General features: G+C 31.0%; 16 protein-coding genes and 3 pseudogenes. 7 read left to right on the forward strand and 12 right to left on the reverse strand.

Going from position 1 to position 20,096, the window contains the following annotated elements:
• Window positions 1–790: 790 nt before the first annotated feature.
• The 3 genes from dusB to WOVOC_RS00120 all read right to left on the reverse strand — a co-directional run bounded on the left by dusB (window position 791) and on the right by WOVOC_RS00120 (window position 2,810).
• The gene (gene dusB / locus WOVOC_RS00110; protein ID WP_044104034.1) at window positions 791–1,756 is read right to left on the reverse strand and encodes a tRNA dihydrouridine synthase DusB; all 966 of its coding nucleotides are present in this window, start codon (window positions 1,754–1,756) and stop codon (window positions 791–793) included.
• A 96-nt stretch (window positions 1,757–1,852) separates the two neighbouring features.
• Window positions 1,853–2,149 carry a hypothetical protein gene (locus tag WOVOC_RS00115; protein WP_025263927.1) on the reverse strand — a complete coding sequence of 99 codons (297 nt, stop codon included), beginning with the start codon at window positions 2,147–2,149 and terminating at the stop codon, window positions 1,853–1,855.
• A gap of 175 nt (window positions 2,150–2,324) precedes the next feature.
• Window positions 2,325–2,810 (reverse strand): hypothetical protein, encoded by a 486-nt coding sequence (locus WOVOC_RS00120; protein WP_025263928.1) that lies wholly within the window; start codon window positions 2,808–2,810, stop codon window positions 2,325–2,327.
• A gap of 379 nt (window positions 2,811–3,189) precedes the next feature.
• Between WOVOC_RS00120 and serS the strand changes: the two genes are divergently transcribed.
• The 3 genes from serS (at window position 3,190) to guaA (ending at window position 8,121) form a co-directional block, all read left to right on the forward strand.
• Window positions 3,190–4,467 (forward strand): serine--tRNA ligase, encoded by a 1,278-nt coding sequence (gene serS, locus WOVOC_RS00130; protein WP_025263930.1) that lies wholly within the window; start codon window positions 3,190–3,192, stop codon window positions 4,465–4,467.
• Window positions 4,468–4,502: 35 nt separating this feature from the next.
• Entirely contained in the window at window positions 4,503–5,774 is a 1,272-nt protein-coding gene (purD, locus tag WOVOC_RS00135; RefSeq protein WP_025263931.1) for a phosphoribosylamine--glycine ligase, read from the forward strand.
• A 790-nt stretch (window positions 5,775–6,564) separates the two neighbouring features.
• On the forward strand, window positions 6,565–8,121 hold the full coding sequence (gene guaA, locus WOVOC_RS00140; RefSeq protein WP_029784303.1) for a glutamine-hydrolyzing GMP synthase: 1,557 nt from the start codon (window positions 6,565–6,567) through the stop codon (window positions 8,119–8,121).
• A gap of 3 nt (window positions 8,122–8,124) precedes the next feature.
• Here the strand turns inward: guaA and WOVOC_RS00145 are convergent, their stop codons facing one another.
• Entirely contained in the window at window positions 8,125–8,841 is a 717-nt protein-coding gene (locus WOVOC_RS00145; protein ID WP_025263932.1) for a TerC family protein, read from the reverse strand.
• Between the two features lie 268 nt (window positions 8,842–9,109).
• Here WOVOC_RS00145 and WOVOC_RS00150 point away from each other — a divergent pair, with 268 nt between their 5' ends.
• Window positions 9,110–9,634 carry a Na+/H+ antiporter subunit E gene (locus tag WOVOC_RS00150; protein WP_025263933.1) on the forward strand — a complete coding sequence of 175 codons (525 nt, stop codon included), beginning with the start codon at window positions 9,110–9,112 and terminating at the stop codon, window positions 9,632–9,634.
• A 725-nt stretch (window positions 9,635–10,359) separates the two neighbouring features.
• Window positions 10,360–10,926, forward strand: coding sequence for a phosphoribosylglycinamide formyltransferase (gene purN / locus WOVOC_RS00155; protein ID WP_014868928.1), 567 nt, complete (start codon window positions 10,360–10,362; stop codon window positions 10,924–10,926).
• 2 nt (window positions 10,927–10,928) lie between these two features.
• Here the strand turns inward: purN and WOVOC_RS00160 are convergent, their stop codons facing one another.
• The 4 genes and pseudogenes from WOVOC_RS00160 to ribF all read right to left on the reverse strand — a co-directional run bounded on the left by WOVOC_RS00160 (window position 10,929) and on the right by ribF (window position 15,017).
• Complete coding sequence (locus WOVOC_RS00160; RefSeq protein WP_025263934.1) at window positions 10,929–12,242, reverse strand: M16 family metallopeptidase; 1,314 nt, start codon at window positions 12,240–12,242, stop codon at window positions 10,929–10,931.
• On the reverse strand, window positions 12,229–13,569 hold the full coding sequence (locus tag WOVOC_RS00165; RefSeq protein ID WP_025263935.1) for a M16 family metallopeptidase: 1,341 nt from the start codon (window positions 13,567–13,569) through the stop codon (window positions 12,229–12,231). Before WOVOC_RS00165 ends, WOVOC_RS00160 begins: the two co-directional genes overlap by 14 nt.
• Before the next feature lie 52 nt (window positions 13,570–13,621).
• The gene (gene lspA, locus WOVOC_RS00170; protein WP_025263936.1) at window positions 13,622–14,086 is read right to left on the reverse strand and encodes a signal peptidase II; all 465 of its coding nucleotides are present in this window, start codon (window positions 14,084–14,086) and stop codon (window positions 13,622–13,624) included.
• Window positions 14,083–15,017 (reverse strand): annotated as a pseudogene (gene ribF, locus WOVOC_RS04975) (riboflavin biosynthesis protein RibF). The gene lspA and the pseudogene ribF overlap by 4 nt, the downstream one beginning before the upstream one ends.
• Before the next feature lie 67 nt (window positions 15,018–15,084).
• Here ribF and WOVOC_RS00180 point away from each other — a divergent pair.
• Both WOVOC_RS00180 and WOVOC_RS00185 read left to right on the forward strand, forming a co-directional pair.
• Window positions 15,085–15,456 (forward strand): glutaredoxin domain-containing protein, encoded by a 372-nt coding sequence (locus WOVOC_RS00180; protein WP_014868932.1) that lies wholly within the window; start codon window positions 15,085–15,087, stop codon window positions 15,454–15,456.
• A 118-nt stretch (window positions 15,457–15,574) separates the two neighbouring features.
• A complete protein-coding gene (locus WOVOC_RS00185) occupies window positions 15,575–16,447 on the forward strand; it encodes a hypothetical protein (RefSeq protein ID WP_025263937.1) in 873 nt (290 codons plus the stop codon).
• 50 nt (window positions 16,448–16,497) lie between these two features.
• Here the strand turns inward: WOVOC_RS00185 and WOVOC_RS00190 are convergent, their stop codons facing one another.
• The 4 genes and pseudogenes from WOVOC_RS00190 to ruvA form a co-directional block, all read right to left on the reverse strand.
• The gene (locus tag WOVOC_RS00190) at window positions 16,498–17,007 is read right to left on the reverse strand and encodes a DNA-3-methyladenine glycosylase (protein ID WP_025263938.1); all 510 of its coding nucleotides are present in this window, start codon (window positions 17,005–17,007) and stop codon (window positions 16,498–16,500) included.
• Window positions 17,008–17,067: 60 nt separating this feature from the next.
• Window positions 17,068–18,078, reverse strand: a complete 1,011-nt coding sequence (locus tag WOVOC_RS00195) for a hypothetical protein (RefSeq protein WP_025263939.1) — start codon at window positions 18,076–18,078, stop codon at window positions 17,068–17,070.
• 101 nt (window positions 18,079–18,179) lie between these two features.
• Window positions 18,180–19,126: pseudogene (locus WOVOC_RS04390) on the reverse strand (AAA family ATPase).
• A pseudogene (gene ruvA, locus WOVOC_RS04090) lies at window positions 19,123–19,695 on the reverse strand (Holliday junction branch migration protein RuvA). The pseudogenes WOVOC_RS04390 and ruvA overlap by 4 nt, the downstream one beginning before the upstream one ends.
• Window positions 19,696–20,096: the final 401 nt, after the last annotated feature.

Raw genomic sequence — 20,096 nt, forward strand, 5'->3', positions numbered from 1 at the left:
AACTTAAATTAATTTGCTTAACAGAAGAGAATTAGAGTGTAGAAATATGCATAAATAATAGTGAAACTATATTCTTGCGGGGAATTAACTATAGCGTAAGCCTACTTAGATAAAAAGTTTGATATAAATCCATTCTTCAACTCTAGGATTAAATAATTATGATATTCTTAATATAAGAATTGTTAATAACAGTAATTATGCAATATCTATACTAGTAGAAACTGTTGATTACAAAGGCAATGAAGTTTTGTTAATATTATATAACGGAGATAAGCCTATAAAAATTAATAGTATTAGGTCACTTGTCTGTTGATAAAGTTTAGCTTATATATATACTAAATTTCTTGTGTAGTTTTTACCTAAATGACGCCAGATAAAAATTACTTGCAATTTGATATACTTTGTGCCAGCTCCTTTATCATAAGGATAATGGTATTCAATTGTCTTTAATTTTATGTAGATTGAACGATAAGAGTATTATGTAATTAGTTTTATATTTAATTTTTATGTTATATGCTCATGTCTTTATTAGTTTCACCTTATATTCTTAGGTTTTTAAGTTAAAATACACTATAATTTGTTTAAGATAATGTAGAACACCAATTTGCAAAGGTATAATATAAATGAGTAAACGACTGTCTGCTGCTAAGTTTCTTCTATCTTTTTTTGTTTAGGAAATTTCTTGAATATTAAAAGAATTTAAAAGCACGCAGTGTCACAAAAAATACTAATATCATAATAAACAGTAAATTATCTTTCTTTGTTTAGTTAAAGTTATCTAGAGAATTTCTTAGCTGAAAAAGCTAACTATATTTTCTTTTACTTCCATGCTGTCTGTCATATTGTTTATTCTCATGCGAAATTCAGATGAATTTTTAAGCCCGATACTATACCAGCCTATATGCTTGCGGGCTATTTTCATTCCTGTATCCTTTCCGTAATACTCAAGAACACTATCGTAATATTCAAGTATTATACTTAATTTTTCTAAGGCTGTTGGTTCGGAGATTTTGTTTCCGCTTATAAAATTTATTGCTTGATTAATCAACCAAGGTTTACCATAAGTACCACGACCTATCATCACTCCATCTGCTTCAGACTCTTTGAGAGCTCTTTGAATATCGTTTAAATTTTTAATATCACCATTTACTATAACTGGAATTTTTACTTGCTCTTTGACGCTTCTAACAAATTTCCAATCTGCTTGGCCACTGTAAAATTGTGCTCTTGTTCTTCCATGAATGGTTATCATTTTTGCGCCTAGATCCTCTGTAATTTTTGCTAAACGTGGAGCATTACGACTTTCATTGTTCCATCCAGTGCGCATTTTTACTGTAACTGGCACATTAACTGCTTTAACTGCAGCTTCAATTATTTCAGCGGCCTTTTTTTCATCACGCATTAGCGCTGATCCTGCGTAACCATTTACAACTTTTTTTACTGGGCACCCAAAATTTATATCTATGATTTTTACACCCATATCCACATTTAATTTTGCAGCTTCTGCAATCACATCCGGCTCATATCCAGCAAGTTGCACAGCAGTCAATTCATCAACTTTAGCTTTTTGCATACTTTTGCGAGTATGTATAATCATGGCTTTGCTTGCGATCATTTCTGAGACTAGTAAACTTGCACCAAGTTTCTTTATAATACTTCTAAATGGGTAATCAGTTACCCCAGACATTGGTGCCAAAATTACCGGAGAATTGATTATTAAATTTCCTATTTGAAGGGGTATAAGGTTCTTTTTCATAATAACATAATGCTATGCCAACTTTTCTTTTCCTTTTTTGAAGTAGAATATAATTATGAGCTCACATAACAGCCCATTTTTCAAATCTTCCTTCCATTATTCATCTTTTATGAGTGCTTCTGTAAATTCTCTTCTTTTCTTATTTAAATTAAATCTATATTTTGATAGCTCTTTATCAATTTCATCAAGTGGTTTGCCTTCACTGAGCTTTTGTGTAATTTTATGATCGTTTTCTAACGCAAATATTCCACAGTTACAACTGTCGTTTTGCTGCTTAATCGAGGAATTTACTATATCATTGCTCTCTATTTTCAAGATCTCTTCTAGTGCACTTACTATACTATTAGTGTTTATTGGAATGTTAACTAATTTATTTTTTTTGTTCCGGCGCATTTGTACTGTTTTTTTTGGACATCTTTACCCATTTCTTTTTTTCTTTGTGCATTTAGCTTTCACTAGCTTGCTTATTTAGGGGGTAACTAACTCATTTGCATTTTCTGTATTACTAAGTTGCTTACCAAAGCGGTGGTAGTTTAGCTCTAAAAGAATCACAATAATAGGCTCTAAATTATTTACTATTTGAATTGTATGCAACTACTAACGTAGCCCAATAACACTTTCCTAAGTTTATCATTGAAGTGAACGTTACTTTTTGATCTTTCTGTTCTGCCTTATTTTTATATTTTATCAATCTTTCATTAAAAGTCTCAAGGTTGCCAGGAGTACAAAGGGATATATGGTCATCTAAACTTTCTGAATAGTTATATACAGCTCTTGCAATATGAGCAATATCATGTTGTTGTAACCAATAGGTATAATTTTCTCTATTTGTTTGATGTACAAGCGTTGGTAAATTTTCATAAAGTTCTTTACCATCTAAATCATTGTCCTTTAGAGTAGGAAAACTTATATAACTGCTGTTCTCTAAGCTATGTTTATTACCTGCTATAATACTACTATTCTCACTTGGAACTTTTTGCTTATTTTGATTTGCTTCTTTTTTACTAATAAAGCCTTTGATTAAGCTGTATAAAGTCTTGATATCATCTTGCATGTTACTGTAAAAACTACTCCTGTTACAACCTGAATTACAGGATGAGAAATTAACACAGTAAATGGTAAAGGTAAGAGAGGAAATTCTATTATCGACCTCAGATAAGCAATAAGGAATGTAGCTGTCAGATATGTACCAGGAGCGTAGATAGCAAATCTCCCATTAGTTTTAAGCTTAGTGAAGTGAGTGCTTCCTTTGAACTTATTGTATCTTTTTGTTATGGATAACATATTAGTTCTACGGACACTAACTAAATTTTAATGAATTTTGAGAATAAGGTCAATTGTACTGATCTTAGCGTTTGTTAGTAATATGAGTAAAGATATTGAGTATTAAAGACTTTTGAGGTACAGTAACAATGTTGGTAGTAATGCAATATATGCATGACATAAGATATATACGAAAAAAACCTGAAGAATTTGAGAAGATTATGAGGGAAAGAGGAATTAAAGAGTTTACCGTAAGAAAGGTATTAGAAATTGATCACGAAAAAAGATTATTGACCACTAAATTGCAAGATTTAAATAGGCAACTTAATGAAATTACAGAGGAAATAAAAAAACTTAAAATGAGCAATAGCCCTTGCGAAAAGCAAATAAAATTGTCAAGAAGTATTGCAAGTGAAATAAAGGTGATTAGCTTAAAGGAGCAAATAGAGAATGACAGGTTGGTGGATATCTTATTTAGTTTACCAAATATTCCTATGCAAGATATACCAATGGGTGAAGGTGAGAGTTCTAATTTAGAGATTAGAAGGTATGGAGAAAAAAGACAATTTGGTTTTATAGCAAAGTCTCATTATGAACTCGGGGAAGGGTTGAATTTAATGGATTTTGAACAAGCGACGAAAATTTCTAGGTCAAGATTTGTAGTGTTGAAAGGGAAATTAGCCAAGCTTGAACGAGCATTAATAAATTTTATGCTTGAAATGCATGTTAATGAATTTGGCTATACTGAAGTATATCATCCAATTTTAGTGAAGAATGAGGCGATGTATAACGTTGCCCAGCTGCCTAAATTTTCTGATGAGTCATATTTGACTACCGATGAGTTAAGATTGATTCCTACAGGTGAAGTTGTTTTAACAAATTTAGTTACTGGTAAAATAATAGAAGAAAAGGAACTGCCTATTCGTTTTGCTGCGTATTCAGAGTGCTTTCGTAAAGAAGCTGGCAGTGCAAGGCGGGATACAAGGGGTATGATAAGACAACACCAATTTGGTAAAGTAGAATTGGTAAGTATCACAACTGAAAGCCAATCAAAAGACGAACTTGAACGCATGACGAGTATTGCTGAAGAGATATTAAAAAGATTAGAATTACCATATAGAGTGATGCTGCTATGTAGTGGTGATATGGGTTTTGCTGTGCAAAAGACTTATGACATAGAAGTATGGTTGCCTGGGCAAAATAAGTACAGAGAAATATCAAGTTGCTCGAGTTGTGGTACATTTCAGTCAAGAAGAATGAATACTAAATATTCTTTAGAGGCTGATAAAAGGGTGAAAAAATACGTTCATACTTTAAACGGCTCAGCCTTAGCTATAGGAAGGACGATTATTGCCATAATGGAAAATTATCAGAATTCTAACGGGTCGATTGCAATACCAAGCGTATTGCAAAAGTATATGAGTAATGATACCGTTATAGACAGGTGATGGTTTAAGTATGTGGAAAAACGAGGAAATTAAAGATGAAGGTTCTAGTTGTGGGTTCTGGTGGACGTGAGCACGCTTTGCTTTGGGCTCTCAAAAAGTCTCCTATTTTAACTGAGTTGTATGTCGCTCCTGGACGAGCAGCTGTGAGAAATCTTGGGGTTCTTGTGAACATAAATATTAAAAAACCAATTGATGTTACACGATTTTGCAAAAGAGAAAATATAAAGTTAGTTATCATTGGCCCAGAACAACCAATAATTGATGGTCTTGCTAACAACTTAGTTGCAGAGGGAATAAATGTTTTTGCTCCAAGTCAAGCTGCTGCAAAACTTGAAGCGTCAAAATCCTTTACCAAGATGCTGTGCAGGCAATATGGCATACCAACTGCTAAGTATGAGTGTTTTATTGATGAGGGATTAGCTAAAAACTTTATACTCAGCAATAAAATAAAATTTCCACTTGTGGTAAAAGCAAATGGGATTGCTGCAGGGAAAGGTGTGATAATATGTAATAGAGAAAGCGAAGCTTTTGTAGCAATAGATTCGATGCTGGTAGAAAAGAAATTTGGTGAATCAGGTGAGGAAATAGTTATAGAGGAATTTTTAGTTGGGGAAGAGATAAGTTTTTTTGTTCTTGTTGATGGGTTAAAAGTAGTAACTCTTGGATGTGCGAAAGATTATAAAAGGGTTGATGAGAGTAATGATAGTCAGAATACTGGAGGTATGGGATCATACTCATCACCTTCGATGATAAGTAAGGATATGGAACAAAAAATTATCCAAAGAATAATATACCCGACAATTCAAGCACTGGCTAATATGGGAACCCCTTATCGTGGAGTGCTTTTTGCTGGTTTGATGATTTGTAAAAATGACCCAAAACTTCTTGAGTATAATGTTAGATTTGGTGATCCAGAAATACAATCTATTTTGCCTAGATTTGATAAAAATTGTGATTTATTAAAATTGATGTTATCAGTTGCAGAAGGAAAATTAAGTTCCAAAATGGTGGAACTCACCAACAAAACTATAATTTGTGTAGTTGTTGCAAGTAAGGGCTATCCAGGTAATTATCAAACAGGAGAAGTAATTAAAGGGTTGGATAAAATTGAAAGCATTCCTGGTATATTGGTGTTTCATGCTGGTACTAAATTGGATAAAAGTGGTAATTGGATTTCTGATGGTGGAAGAGTATTAAATGTAGTAGGAGAGGGGAATACTTTAGAGGAAGCTAAAAATAAAGTATATTCGGCGTTAAATTTTCTGCGATGGCCAGGAGGATTTTTCAGGTACGACATTGGTAGTTAGTATGTGCTTGTATATTAAAGATTAAAGTCAGGAATTTTGATTGTCTTTCTTAAGTGTATTTTGGTGTGCTGGATACATTATTCAAGTGGCAATGGAATTGGGAAAAAATTTATAAAAGCATCTAAATTAATTTTATTCAACTTATGAAATTTTCTTAACATTTTAGGAATGTGTGTTTTTAGTGGAATAGAAAAATATGTAGGTAAAAAAGGGCAGAGAGAGAGTTAGAGACAAAATTATAATATTATATATACTGTTGTGTAAGGTATTGAATAATATGGTGGGTAGTGAGCATTAGATATATTTAAAGTCGATAAATCTAAGGGTAGATAAGCCTAAAAGGTAATTAAGTATGAATATACTGGAGTATAAAATGAGGAGCTTATCGATGATGCTTTATTTATATTTAGGAAAAATGCTTGTGTTAAATTACTCTAAAAGAGGTAGAGATATGGAATTAAAGTGAAAAAAGTTTATAAACAGTGAAACCGGGAAATAATTTTAGCTAAGTCTTTATACACATCCTATATATAGGTAATAGCATTATTTTTGTTATTGAGGGGGGGGGAATTATAATGGTTAAGGAAAAACTTAAAATATGCCTAACCTTAAGAAGAAAGGGTAAGAGAGTCAAATTACATTATGTAGAATTTCTGTCAACTTAAGCTAAATTAAGTTAGCCTACACCATATATTAGAGTTTTTGAGGAGGTCTCAATTTACTTACTCCATCATTTTCTTTATTATTGAGTATTGCTTTGAATAATATGATATAGAGGAACACGTTATCAGTGATTGCTATTATTGATTTTGGTTCACAATTTACACAGCTTATTGCAAAACAAATCAGAGAAATGGGTGTTTATTGTGAGATATTCCAAAGCAACATTAATTTTGAAGTAATGTCAAAATGCAATGGATTTATTTTCTCTGGAGGACCGCAATCTGTCAATGATAGTTATTCTGATATAGATGGAGTAGCACGTGAGATTATAAAATTTAACGAGGTAACAAGTGTTCCTATACTTGGGATATGCTATGGACAACAAATTATTTGTCATCATTTTGGGGCAAAGGTAAGAAGGGAATTCAAGCAAGAATTTGGTAAAATTAAGATTAAAATACTAAAAGAATCTCCTATTATAAAAGGTACATGGAATATTAATTCTGAAGTAGATGTATTGATGAATCATGTAGATAGTGTTGAAACTATACCACAAGGGTTTACTGTTATTGCATCAGGTGTAATAAATCAAACAATTGCAATAATTGTCAACGAACAACGTAAGATATATTGTACTCAGTTCCATCCTGAAGTTAAGCCTACGACAAATGGTAGTAAGTTGCTTTCTAATTTCTTGGATATTACGAATTGTAAAAGAGATTGGACGGTGAAATCACTTGTTGAAAAACAGAAGAGAAAAATCAGGAATTTAGTAGGTAATAAGAAAGTAATCGCTGCGGTAAGTGGTGGAGTTGATTCGAGTGTTGCAGCAACTCTCACATATAAAGCTATAGGGAAACAATTGAATTGTATTTTTATTGATACTGGATTATTACACAGGAGCCAGATTATCACTATGTTGAAAGAAATTCCTGTGAACTATGTTAATAAATCAAGTTTGTTTTTGAATAGATTGAAGGGAATAATTAATCCAGAGGAAAAGCGAAAAATTATTGGTAGCACTTTTATCGAAGTGTTTGAAGAAAAAGCAAAGGAAATAGGTAATGTAGCCTTTTTGATGCAAGGTACCATCTATTCTGACGTAGTTGAATCAGGACACGCTTCAGGATATGCTAGTACAATTAAATCTCATCATAATGTTGGTGGATTGCCAGAAAAAATGAATCTAAAGTTGATGGAACCTTTACGCTACCTGTTTAAAGATGAGGTAAGAATGCTTGGAAGAGAAATTGGTCTTTCAGATAAAATATTATTTCAACATCCTTTTCCTGGACCTGGGCTCGCAGTAAGGATTATAGGTGAGGTTAATGAAGAAAAGGTACGAATATTACAAGACGTGGATGAAATATATATTAATGTAATGAGAAATTATAATTTATATGATCAAATATGGCAGGCTTTTGCTGTACTGTTGCCAATAAGAACTGTAGGTGTCATGGGAGATAGTCGTACGTACGGGTATGTTTGTGCTTTGAGAGCCGTGACATCTTCTGATGGTATGACAGCTGATGCATTTCCATTTGAAAATAAAAGTCAATATTCATCAATATTTTGGAGTTTTTTACAAGATGTCAGCAGCATAATCGTTAACAATGTTTCCGGGGTAAATAGAGTCGTATATGACTTAACTTCTAAACCACCAGCAACTATTGAGTGGGAATAAAATCTAAAGTTGTTTTTTCTCTTTTTCATACAGCATACTTTTTTTTATATTGTTTGTAGCTTCTACAAGCAATGCAAATATCAATGAAGAGTATAAGTATCCTTTTGGTAATTCTATATTAATCCCTTCAAGGGTTAGGTATACACCAACAAGTAAAATAAATAAGATGGCAATTGTTTTTAGTCTTGTACTAGATTTAATTAACTGAACAGTGTAACTCGATAAGAATATCATTACTAATATAGAAAATGTACACGCTATAGCAATTATAGCCGTGTTGTGAGTTAATACTATAGCAGTTAATAGAGAGTCAACTGAGAAGATTAAGTCTATTAATGTGATTTGTAATATAACTAAAAATGGTTGTGATTTAATATCTATTTTTTTTTCAGATTGCTTGCATAAAAAAATGTCATTCTGTAACTCTATGACACTTTTAATGATGAGAAATAATCCTCCTGTTATCATAAGTAAATCTTTTACTGAAATGTTTAGCGATGCAGGATGAAATATAGGTTTTTGCATTGATAATATGTATGATGTAAAAAACAGTGTTATAAGACGCATTAACAGTGCTAGTCCAAGACCTGCAAGGCGTATTCTTTCTTTTAGAGTATTTGGTATCTTATCTAGAGATAAAGAAATAAAGATCAAATTATCTATGTTAAGTATAATTTCAAGTAATGTAAGCATTAGTAAAGTTTGAGCTTCAGCTAACATTTTCGTTTCAGATTCAGCTATTCTATTCTACAGTAGATATGTAAAAATTAAGTAATTTCTACTTGGACGAAAGTGCAGGTCAAGTTTCTCTGCACTATACCATTGTGGCCTTAGTTGCTAGTATGTTGTAGTGGATTAATAATTTATTAGTAAATTTGAATTTTCTTTCTATAGCCTAAAATCAGATCATTATTAATATGTAAATTCATATCGGTTATTATTTATTATTGTCTTTTCTTAAGAAGTTACTTGAATTATACTGCAAATCATGAATCTTAAGCAAAAAATTAAGTTTTTTTCTCTATCATTTATAATTTTGTTTTCTTTATGGACTATGTTATCTGGTAATTTTGAGACGTTTTTTGTTCTTTGTGGGGTATTTTCTTCTGTGTTCACATTATTTATCTTTAAACGATTGATAAATGCTGAAAGTGCTTTCAGTCAGATCTTAAATGGTGTAAGTAAATTATCGTTTTATAAGTTACTAGTAAATTATATGCCGTGGTTAACATATCAGATTATTTTATCAAGCATTTATGTAACAAAGAAGGTTTTACAAACTAAACTTAAACTCAAGCCAATAATCATTGTAAAGAAATGCGAAGGACATAACAATAAAAGTATTGCATTATTTGCAAATTCAGTCACGATCACTCCTGGTACTTTGACTATCGATGTTGCAAGAAAACAGCAAATATATCTTTCTACTGTATGTTTGATGGATGAAAGCTTTAAGAGTGGCGTTTATAAAATAGAGAACGAAGTTTTAAGGCTACTACATTTAATTAAGTAATTGCTTTAAATAAATTAGTAGCATTATCATATTCTCTTACTGGGCTTTCAAACATTTCTTTTGGAAGGCTATTACCAACAATAAAGGGTAATGATTATATAAATTTTCTAATCTTAATATGTTATTTTTTTCTCATTGTTGAATTTTTATGGAAAAATATTTTCCATAATTTCAATAGTAATAGCTTTATCTAAGAAAACATTTTTACTTGTTATATTTACTCTTATCAAGATAGTATTCATTATTTGTATAAAGGTTAGACAATCGAGCTATTCATGTATAAGGTTGCTGCTTTTGACAAGCAGTTATCAGCATATTTACAATTTTTTATTATTTTCCACTGAGTAACCTGAAGTTTACTTATTTTTATGTTATGCGATAATTTACTCATTCGGTTTTCTCTATTTGTATTTGGCCTAGTAATTAGATTATACTAGTACTTTTTTAAATAAATGATAACGTGATTACAAATGCTACTAGCTGTGTTGTTGGTATATTTATATACAAATGGTTTAATATTAATGAGCATTATAGCTAATTTTAGTTATGTATATGATGCTTTATACTGTTCAGCAAAGCATAAAACATAAAGTGAGAAGTTTTTCCATCTATAACAGAGAAAATTTGTTAATATAATGTTGTTCTATTCTTTATAAAATAGGTTTTCTATCGTTAGCTATTTTATTAATATTGACTTTCACATAAGTTCTAAATTAATTATATCAGTGGAAAAGATAAAACTCGGAGTACTGATTTCAGGTAGGGGATCAAATATGCAGGCCCTAATAAAGGCAGGCCAAGATTGCAGTTTTCCTGCAGAAGTTGTATGTGTTATTACAAATAACAATAAGGCAGCTGGCTTGAAAATAGCAAAGCAAGCAGGTATCTCAGCATTTATTGTTGAGAATAACCCACTTGATGCTGATAGAATTCACGAAATACTTGTTCAACATAAAGTTCATTTAATTTGCCTCGCAGGGTTTATGAGGATTTTAAAAGCTGACTTTCTGACTAAATGGCATAATAAAGTTATAAATATTCATCCTTCTTTACTTCCATCTTTTAAGGGTTTAAGTGCTCAAGAGCAAGCTTTAAAGGCAGGTGTCAAAATTACAGGTTGTACCGTGCATTACGTTACTCCTGAGGTTGATGCTGGAAGCATAATCGCTCAAACTGCTGTGCCAGTGTTACCAAATGATAATATTCAAAGCCTTTCAGAACGCATTCTTGCTGAAGAGCATAAGTGTTACGTGGAAGCAATAAGGTTGATAGCAGAAAATATTAATCATTAACCTTAGGTACTTCTTCCAACTTTAACAAAAAACAAATTTTCAGGATCCAGTAAAGAGTTTGCTAATTTGTTTACTTCTTCTAATTTAACGTTATTAATGATGTTTGCATAATTATTTATGCGATTAATATCATGATCATTTATTTGTGTGTCATTAAGCAACATTGCTATGTTTGTATTATTGAATAGGAAAAAGGTAAGATTATTTATTAATCTGATTTTTACATCCTTGAACAATTGCTTATCAATTCCTTCCTTTTTTATCCTACTCAATATATCTTTCACTGCTGATATAGCTTTGCTAGCAGTGGAGCTATCAGTGCTTATAAATCCAATTATAGCGTTTCCATGTTTATTGGAAATAATACTCATATTAGCACTGTAAGTAATACCCAAATTTTGCCTTAACTCTTTTATCATTATTGAATTTAGCTCCATGCCGCCAAGAGCATTAATTAAGACAATAGCGTTATAATAATTGGGGTCTTCATAAGTTATACCTTTCTGAGCAAAAAGTATTATACTTTGTGGTATATCCATAAAAATGCTCTCGCTTTCTGCAGGGCCAAAATCATTTTTTACAGGTATTTTTTTAATTATCGATCTTTTAGATGGTAGCTTGAATAAATATTTATCCAGTAGTGCACTAATTTCTTCTTTTGTTGCACAACCAGCAACACTGATAACTATGTTATCTTTAGTAAAATTACGCTTTATGTATGTTAGAATATCTTCTTTAGTAATGCTCATTATAGTGTTAAAAGTTCCATATTCACTTTTTGAATAAGGGTGCTTTTTAAACAAAAGCATGTCTAATTTCTTGGTAGCAACAAAGTGAGGTTTTTTTTCAAGATTATTAAAATTAACTTTAGCTTTTTCAAAAATTCTATTTAACCCTTCAGGGTCAATTTTAGGACGCATTATAGCGTCGCTTAGTAGCGAAATTGTGTCTTCTAAGTTGCTAGATAAAGTGTTTAATGAAACTTTAAATGCTTCTAGGCTGGTGCTGAAGCTTAGATTTATTCCTTTATCTTCAAGCTTTTTTGCAAAACCTTTGGAATCATTTTTTCCTGCTCCTTCTTGAATTACAAGAGAAGTAAGCCAAGTGAGTCCCTGTTTTTCTTTGTTCTCATACGCATAACCTGCATTCTTGAATGATATATTCAGTGAAACCTTCGGTATATCACAATTTTTAACAAATAAAAACTTAAATCCTTTATGGGTAGTGACCTCTTCTATATTTATTAGGTTACTACTTGCTTGTAAGTTAAAGCCTAGACAGAAAAAAAGTAGAAATACAAGTTTACTTATTTTCATTATTACCTCCTTTTGGTAGCAAACGACCGATTAACTTATCAGTAGAAAAGATAGTACGGATTTTACTATTTACAGTATCTAAATCAATGTTGTTAATCTTGCTGTATGAAATGTCTATTTCATTAAGTGGAATACCAAGTGCTAAATATGGTATATAAAATATTGCTGTATTAGTTAAGTCAGATAGCTTATCAAATTGTGCTGATTTATATTTTGACTTTGCACTTTTCAACTCTCTACTTGTTATTCCTTCAGAGATAAAATTGTTGATGGCATTATCTAGCTCTCTTTCAATAACGTCCAACTTCATTCCGCTTTTTGGAATTATTTCGATATCAATATAGCCATCACTGAAAGCTAAACCATTATAGTGGGCATTTGTTGAAACTGCGATACCTTTATCTAAAACTAAATTCTCATATAGCTTACTAGACTTGCCACCTCCTAAAATATCAACTGCTAAATCAACAACAAAGATTTCATCTATGCGCTTAAATAAAGGAACACGGTAGCGAAAGTATAAAACAGGTTCTTTTACTTCAGTACTTTCTAAAGTTACCAACAGATCTGCATTATGTGTTGGATCTTGATTTGGGTAATATCTAATTACAGGCTTAGCTTTAATTCTCCCATATTTCTCTTCTGCTAATCTTACTACTTCATCGAACTCTACATCTCCAACAATCATTAGTATTGCATTGTTTGGGTGATAATAGTTGTTATGAAACCTTATTATATCATCTTGATTGTAAGTTTTGATATCACTCTCCCATCCAATAACGGATCTTCCGTAGCCAGTACGGTAAAATGCACTGTTCATTTCTTCCCACAATAAATTGTTAGGATGATTATCGAATCTCATCTTTCTTTCTTCTAATACAATGTTTTTTTCTATATCTATTTTATCTTGAGTAATGTTAAAGTTGCTCATTCTGTCTGCTTCAACTTCCATTACTAATGGTAAGTCTTTTTTGAGAGCTAGTTCGTAGTAACAGGTATATTCCCTAGTAGTAAACGCATTAAATTGCGCTCCAATGCTACTCATGGTTGATTCTATATCTTTAAATTTTCCCGTAGTTTTAAACATTAAATGTTCAAAATAGTGAGCTAATCCTGCTTTGCCAATTGGATCATCCATTCCTCCAACTTTATATATTACTGCGTGTAAAACAGCTGGAATTCGATGATTAGGTACGACATAGATATCCAGTTTATTGCTAAGTTTAGCATATTTTATGTTGTATTCTGCACTTATGGCTTTCAAGGGAATTGAGTAGATAAAAAAAAGCATGGATAATATAAGGAAACTAAAAAACTTGTAAAGCATTGCTCTAACCTAGTATAATTTAACTTTTAAGACTATGACCTTATTCCTCGCTCTATTTTGAAATAAATCTGTTGTGTATGTACCACTTATATAACAATATAAATGTTCCACAGGCTATATATATATCTGCTAAATTAAAGGCTGGCCAGTACCAATTGCCAATATGAAAATATATAAAATCGTATACAGCTCCCCAGTAGATTCTGTCAGCTACATTTCCAATTGCCCCACCGACCATAAGGGAGAAACTAAAATAAGTTAGTTTATCATTAGATTTGTGTATTAAATATATGAGTATGCTAATTATTAGTATTGAAGATATTGAAAAAAAAAAGTCACTATAAGGTAAAGTGCTAAACATTCCAAAACTAATTCCTGTATTCCATACTTTAACTAATTTTATGAAGCTAGAAACTTCGATTGACTTTCTTTCATCAATTAATGAATTTATGTATAATTTGCTCATCTGATCAGATGATGCCATAATTAGTATGGCAATTAAACATAATTTTTTCATAAGTTTGCCATTAATTGATAAGCTTTAAGTATATCGTGATTTATTTGTTTTGTTAATTCATCAATACTATGAAATCTTTTTTCTGATCTGATAAATTTAAAAAGTTGTATATTAACGTTACAACCATATACATCTCTATTAAAATCGAATATATGCATTTCTACTATAGGCTTTTTCAAGTCCTTGAACGTAGGTCTCATACCAATATTAACTACTCCATATAGCCAATTTGGATTGATATCAGAAAATGCTGCTTTAGCACAATATGTACCAAACTTGGGTTTTATCATGCAATCTTCTATCGTAATGTTTATAGTTGGGAATCCTATTTTCCTACCTCTACATGCACCTTTTGTTACAATACCAGAAACTTGGTAAGGCCTACCAAGTAACTTATTAGCAGTTTCTATTTCACCTTTTTGTATGTGTTCTCTGATTAGAGAAGAGGAACAAACTTTTTCATTAATCATCAATGGTTCCAATTTAGCTAAAGAGTATCCATATATTTCAGAACGTTTTTTTTTAAATTAATGTGTTACCCAATCGTTTATAACCGAAAGTGCAACTTTCTCCAACAATTATGTATTCTGCGCCATATCTATTTATTAAAATCTTGCTAATGAAATCATTAAAGCTTACTTGAGCAAAACCTTCATTAAAATTAATACTATATAAGTAATCTATGCCGTAGTTGCTGATTAGCTCTTTTTTCTGTTTTTGGCTTATTAAGCTGAAATTATTTCTGTTAAATAAAATAGTTGATGGGTGAGGCTCAAAAGTTAGAATTACAGAGGATAATTTTCTTTCCTGAGCTATTTTCTTTAAAGAAGAAATTGCAAATTCATATCCTAAATGCACGCCATCAAAATTTCCGAAAGTTTAATGCTACGCTACTTTTTATCCCTTGTTTGCAGTCATAAACAACTTTTATATAACTTGATATTTTATAAATATTTCTATATATAATAGGTATATTTTATAAACTACCGAGGTAAATCGTGAAAAATACTAAAGAAAAGGTTGTAATATACGTAAGGCAGTATTGTCCATTCTGCAAAGAAGCAAAAGAGCTGCTAGACAAAAAAGGGGTGGAGTATAAAGAAATCGATGTGATTGAAAACTCAGATTTGTTTGATGATATAAAATTGAAATATAATGTTAGAACAGTTCCACAAATCTTTGTTAATGATGATAATGGTAATTATATGTACCATATTGCTGGTTGTGATAAATTGATAAATCTTGACAGAGAAGGAAAGTTGGATTATATATTAAACAATAATAAGGATTATATTGGTGTTACTGCCTATACAGATAGCAATTGTGAATGTGAAGAATATATTATACCACCAGATGATAATTTTATGTAGTTTCTTATCTCGTTTTCATTGTTTTTCAATTTATAAGTGAAAAATTAGTATACTTGCTTAAGTAATTTTTAATCCATTAAAAATACAATTCACTTGGTAAGTTTTTTAGTGGGTAGAAATGACAAGGAATATTTTAATTGTTGATAAGAATTTGATTAGTGTTGAACTAGTTAATAAACAAGATTTAGAAAATTTCATTAAGATTTTCACAGTGCTTAATAAACACGTAGCAGCAAAAACTCTTTTTACAGAAGAAGTGAGAATAGAGTATGAACAACATGACAACATAGAGGTTGTTAATTTGCTAAAGAGTTCAGGTTTTATATATCATGACGTTGAAAATATATTACTTCACTTGAATAGACATGGGATGGAGATACCAAACGACGTTGTAGCATGTACTCTCTTTTCTGCATATAATAGTAAACTTGAAGCTAAGGATGTGGTATTTTCCCTTTTTGATGGTTCTCCACAATTTAATATTAGAGTAAATAAAAACGTTTTCATAATAACTCCTATGAATGAAGAGAATTTAGAGTTAGATTCGCAAAATAGTAGAATGTTTATAGAGTTATTAAAGCGTGGGGAAAGTATGTATGATTGTGTAGTGAAGGAGAATACTATTAATATAGTAGTATATTTTGGAGTATATCAGGTTATAAATTCAATTGTAAAATTACTAATAAAATCTTGTTTTTTAGCACAAGAGGAAGAAGTGAAATTCAAAAAGAGATTAGAACAACTTGCTTTTAAAGATCAAGTGTTTGGTGAGTACTCCAGCATTAAGACTATAAATAGATATCCACACAACCATCCTTTGAAAAAGTATGAAAATATTACTAAAGGTATAGAAAAGATTTTATCTAGTTTTGTAATAAATGAGAACAGTGAATTTACTATAGAGCAACTAAATAAGCTAAGCTTAGAGGTTTCTCCTGATACTCCAAGAATTATTACTAAAACTATAGATAAGCTTGTTAAATTTCACTAGGGTATTTTACATGTTATTTCCGTGGCTAAACTATAGAAATAATGCTAAAGTTAAAAAACCTTGAATCGCCAAAATTTCTCTTTGCCTTTACTAATTCCAATTCTTGGAGTGCAGACGTAATCTGGCTTGAGATGGGATTCGTAAACACAAAATTCATGGTTTATAGTAAGATCTCGTTTATTATATTCTTTTGTAATATTCAGTCTTTTGCATAGTATTCCTGGCCCATTTAGATTTACTTCGAGCGGTTTAATAAGCTTCAACCCTCGTATTAATACTGCAGCTGGAAATCCTTCTGTTTCTGTTACGATATTTAAACAGTGATACATTCCATATATAAAATACACGTATGAAAATCCAGGCATGCCAAACATTACTGAAGTTCGGTTAGTATAGCCTTGTGCTGCGTGACAAGCTGGATCGTCTGTTCCTATATAGGCTTCAACCTCAGTTATTATCCCACTAAAGCTGGAAAACTTTAATGTTTTTCCTAACAACTTTCCGGCTACAATCAAAGTTGGCTGTTTATAGAAATTTCTTGGTAGTATTATATTATTCATTATAACATTATAAGTTACTTGTAAATACAAGTAACTTATAATGTTTTTGTTTTTCCCTATTTAATTAAGAGGATATATACATCTCTGAGAAACAGGAGTTTGATGTTCTTGTGGTTTATCTATACCTGTTACATTTGTTGAAGGATGTTGCAAAACTTTGATTAATTCAGAGCTCTTTTGTTGTAATTGTGATGCTAATGCTTCATGTAAAAATTTTGCTTCACATTTCTTGCCTACTTTTACTTCTTTATTTGCACGTAATTGTTCTTCAGTAATGCCATTATCTTTGATAAGCTTTATGGAGCCATCATCGTTAATGTTAATTTTAATATTACATTCTTTTTCTCCGGCATACCATTTTATAGTCATTTGATATGATCCATTAATTACTTCATAAACTCTTTTTCCATTATCATTAATATAGCAACATGCTCCTCTTGTCTTTTTTTGATTAGGGTAGCAAAATGTGATTGTTTTTACATTGTATTTTCTACATATGTTGCCACTTAGAAGTTTGGTTACATTTACTTCTTTTTCACTATCATTTAACACAACTCTTATAGAAGGGTAAACGATATCATTTTCCCTTTTGGCTTCTTTGAGTCTTATAGATTCTATAGTGTTATTTACTATATTTTTAGATATCTCATTTTTGATTTGTTCAGATATTTTGCCTGTAATATCTTTGCCATTATACTTATTTTTACCACGAGCAAAGGGCTTTGGGTTTGTGATATTGGTGGAAAGGTTATTTTGCAATGAAAAAAACTTATTCCATGCTTCGTCATCATCAAGAGTGATGCTATGCTCGCCTTTGTCTAATATTGATTTAGATATATTTTGATTGCTCAAATCACCAGAAAGTTCTTCTTTCACAATTATATCAGGATTATCATCTCCCCTTACTTTCTTATTCAGAGAAATAAGATGCTCCTCTTGTTTTTTTTTGTTTGGTTTTAAATCTGTCTCATTAAAAGAAGGTTCTTCTACCATAAGTGCATAAGGACTTTCGACTTTGCCCTTAATTGTAGAACAGATAGCTTTCCAAAGTTTTCTAATCTTGTCTAACATATACTTCTCCATTAATATTGACGTATAACTAGTATAAGAATATTATATCAGTTAGTCAATATTTCAGCTGTTTAATATTGAAGGCTAAAATACTTTTCCGCTTAGTTAGTTAGAACGTGTTCCCATGGTATGCACTTTATAAAAGTGATTTTTATCAAATAAAGCTCTACCATTTCTTCAATACACCGCTATTTTCAGATAGCGCAGTGGATATGGTGTTAATTTGAATGCTCCTGGGATATTACCTTAAATAATTCATATCTAATTTATTTAGTCTCATTTTATCTATGCTCAATTTTTGATAGCGCGGAGTCAGAAATTTCGTGAGTATTTTTTTATCATCTTTCATTTCGACAAAATTCTTTGTTCTTCTGAGTAATCTCAAAGCAATTCTGGAGTGCCACGTACACGATAAGCAATTTTCCTGTATTGCACCCTTCTGATTTCATCAGAAAGAACTCTTGCGCCTCCTTTATTATAATGTTAACCAGCTCTTCAAAAGGATGAATTCGAGATGCAAAAGGATACCAAAACGTTCTCTCAACGATGCGGAAAGTAGTCTAAGGCGTGTTATTGCTCCAATCAACGTAAAATGGTGGTAGGTCTATTTTTAGAGTGCGAGTAGATGGGCCTTCACGCTACTAATATGTTTAGGCGGAAATATTCTATAACAGTATATAAAACTTCTTTAATGTTGTGGTTTGATTTGTGATTTTGTTGTAAATAAAACGTCTTTTGTATTTAAAGTAGTAAGTACTGCAGCTAAATTTCCCAGCTTTGTTAAGTAAAGGATCAGAAAAGTTACACGAAAGCTGACTCTTAATTTTTTAGAAACAGTTTATGCTAAAGTTGTTTTTCCAATTCCTGGGGAGACCATACAATAGAATGTGATCCAAAGCTTTAGTTCTTGTCTGTGTGCAGTATTTATAAACACTCTTAAATTTTGTATTAATTCTTTTTGCTAGACAAAATCATTAAGCCGCTTGGCTCTAATATTTAAATTCCGTATACCTTCAGTATATTCTTTATCAAATAGTATTATTTTTATAATGTTGAAAGTTCCTTAAGCGCCATACAAATAATGTTCTTAATATTCAGGTTTAGCGATTTGTCTTGTGTTTTTTATTATATCGTAGGCTTTCATTTTTTTATATCCAAGATCTATCAAAGCTGAAACAGAATCTTCTTTAATCGGATGAAAGTTATTATTATTTATTTTCGATTTATTCACTTTGCTACTCAGTTTAGTAATAATTTGATTTATGAGCTTCAAACCGAGTTCACTTATTTTGAGTGCAACTTTCTTCTCGCTTATGATTGCTAAAAACATCTGTTTTGGAGTTAATTTACTCAAAATTATATTGCAGTTCTATAGATAACACAGCTTATCTTACAATTAGCAAACTTGCTGCTCCTCTTTGCTTATAAAAGCATATAGCTGAATAATGTTCTCTCTATTATTCACATAGTTTCAATAAACAATTTGATTTTACCTTCAATGGAAGCCTTTATTTAAGGCTTTAGATGAAAGCTATACTATATAGCAACATCCTTTGCATTCAATATTATATGGTTGCTCTGAATTTTATCGACTGTTCCACTTAAATTTCCTATCATTGCTTGCTAGTTTAGTGATTGCTGTAATTTTTAAGAAATCTACTAAACAGAAAAAAGGCAAGGGACCATGATAAATAATTGTTTACTTTCTCAAATTGATGTTCTACGCTATGCTGTGCTTAAAAAACTTTATGAGCACTCTCAACTTAAGAAGTTAAGAATTTAGATAAAATTAATAAAGATATAGGTACACATAGTGCGAGAAATTAAACATAAGACATCAACTATATAGCATCACCAATCGTTTCAACCTTGCATGGGTTAAAGACAATTAAACATCCTCAGTATTGTAAGAAGAGAGCTAAAAAGTTTGTTAAATGTTTTTTTATTTCTGTGGCTGAAAAAGTCTGAATGCGTTAGCTATTTGCGTGATATCTTTCTTGTAAGCCTATATTCATATT

Origin of the sequence: Wolbachia endosymbiont of Onchocerca volvulus str. Cameroon (genome assembly GCF_000530755.1) — a bacterium.
GTDB lineage: Bacteria > Pseudomonadota > Alphaproteobacteria > Rickettsiales > Anaplasmataceae > Wolbachia.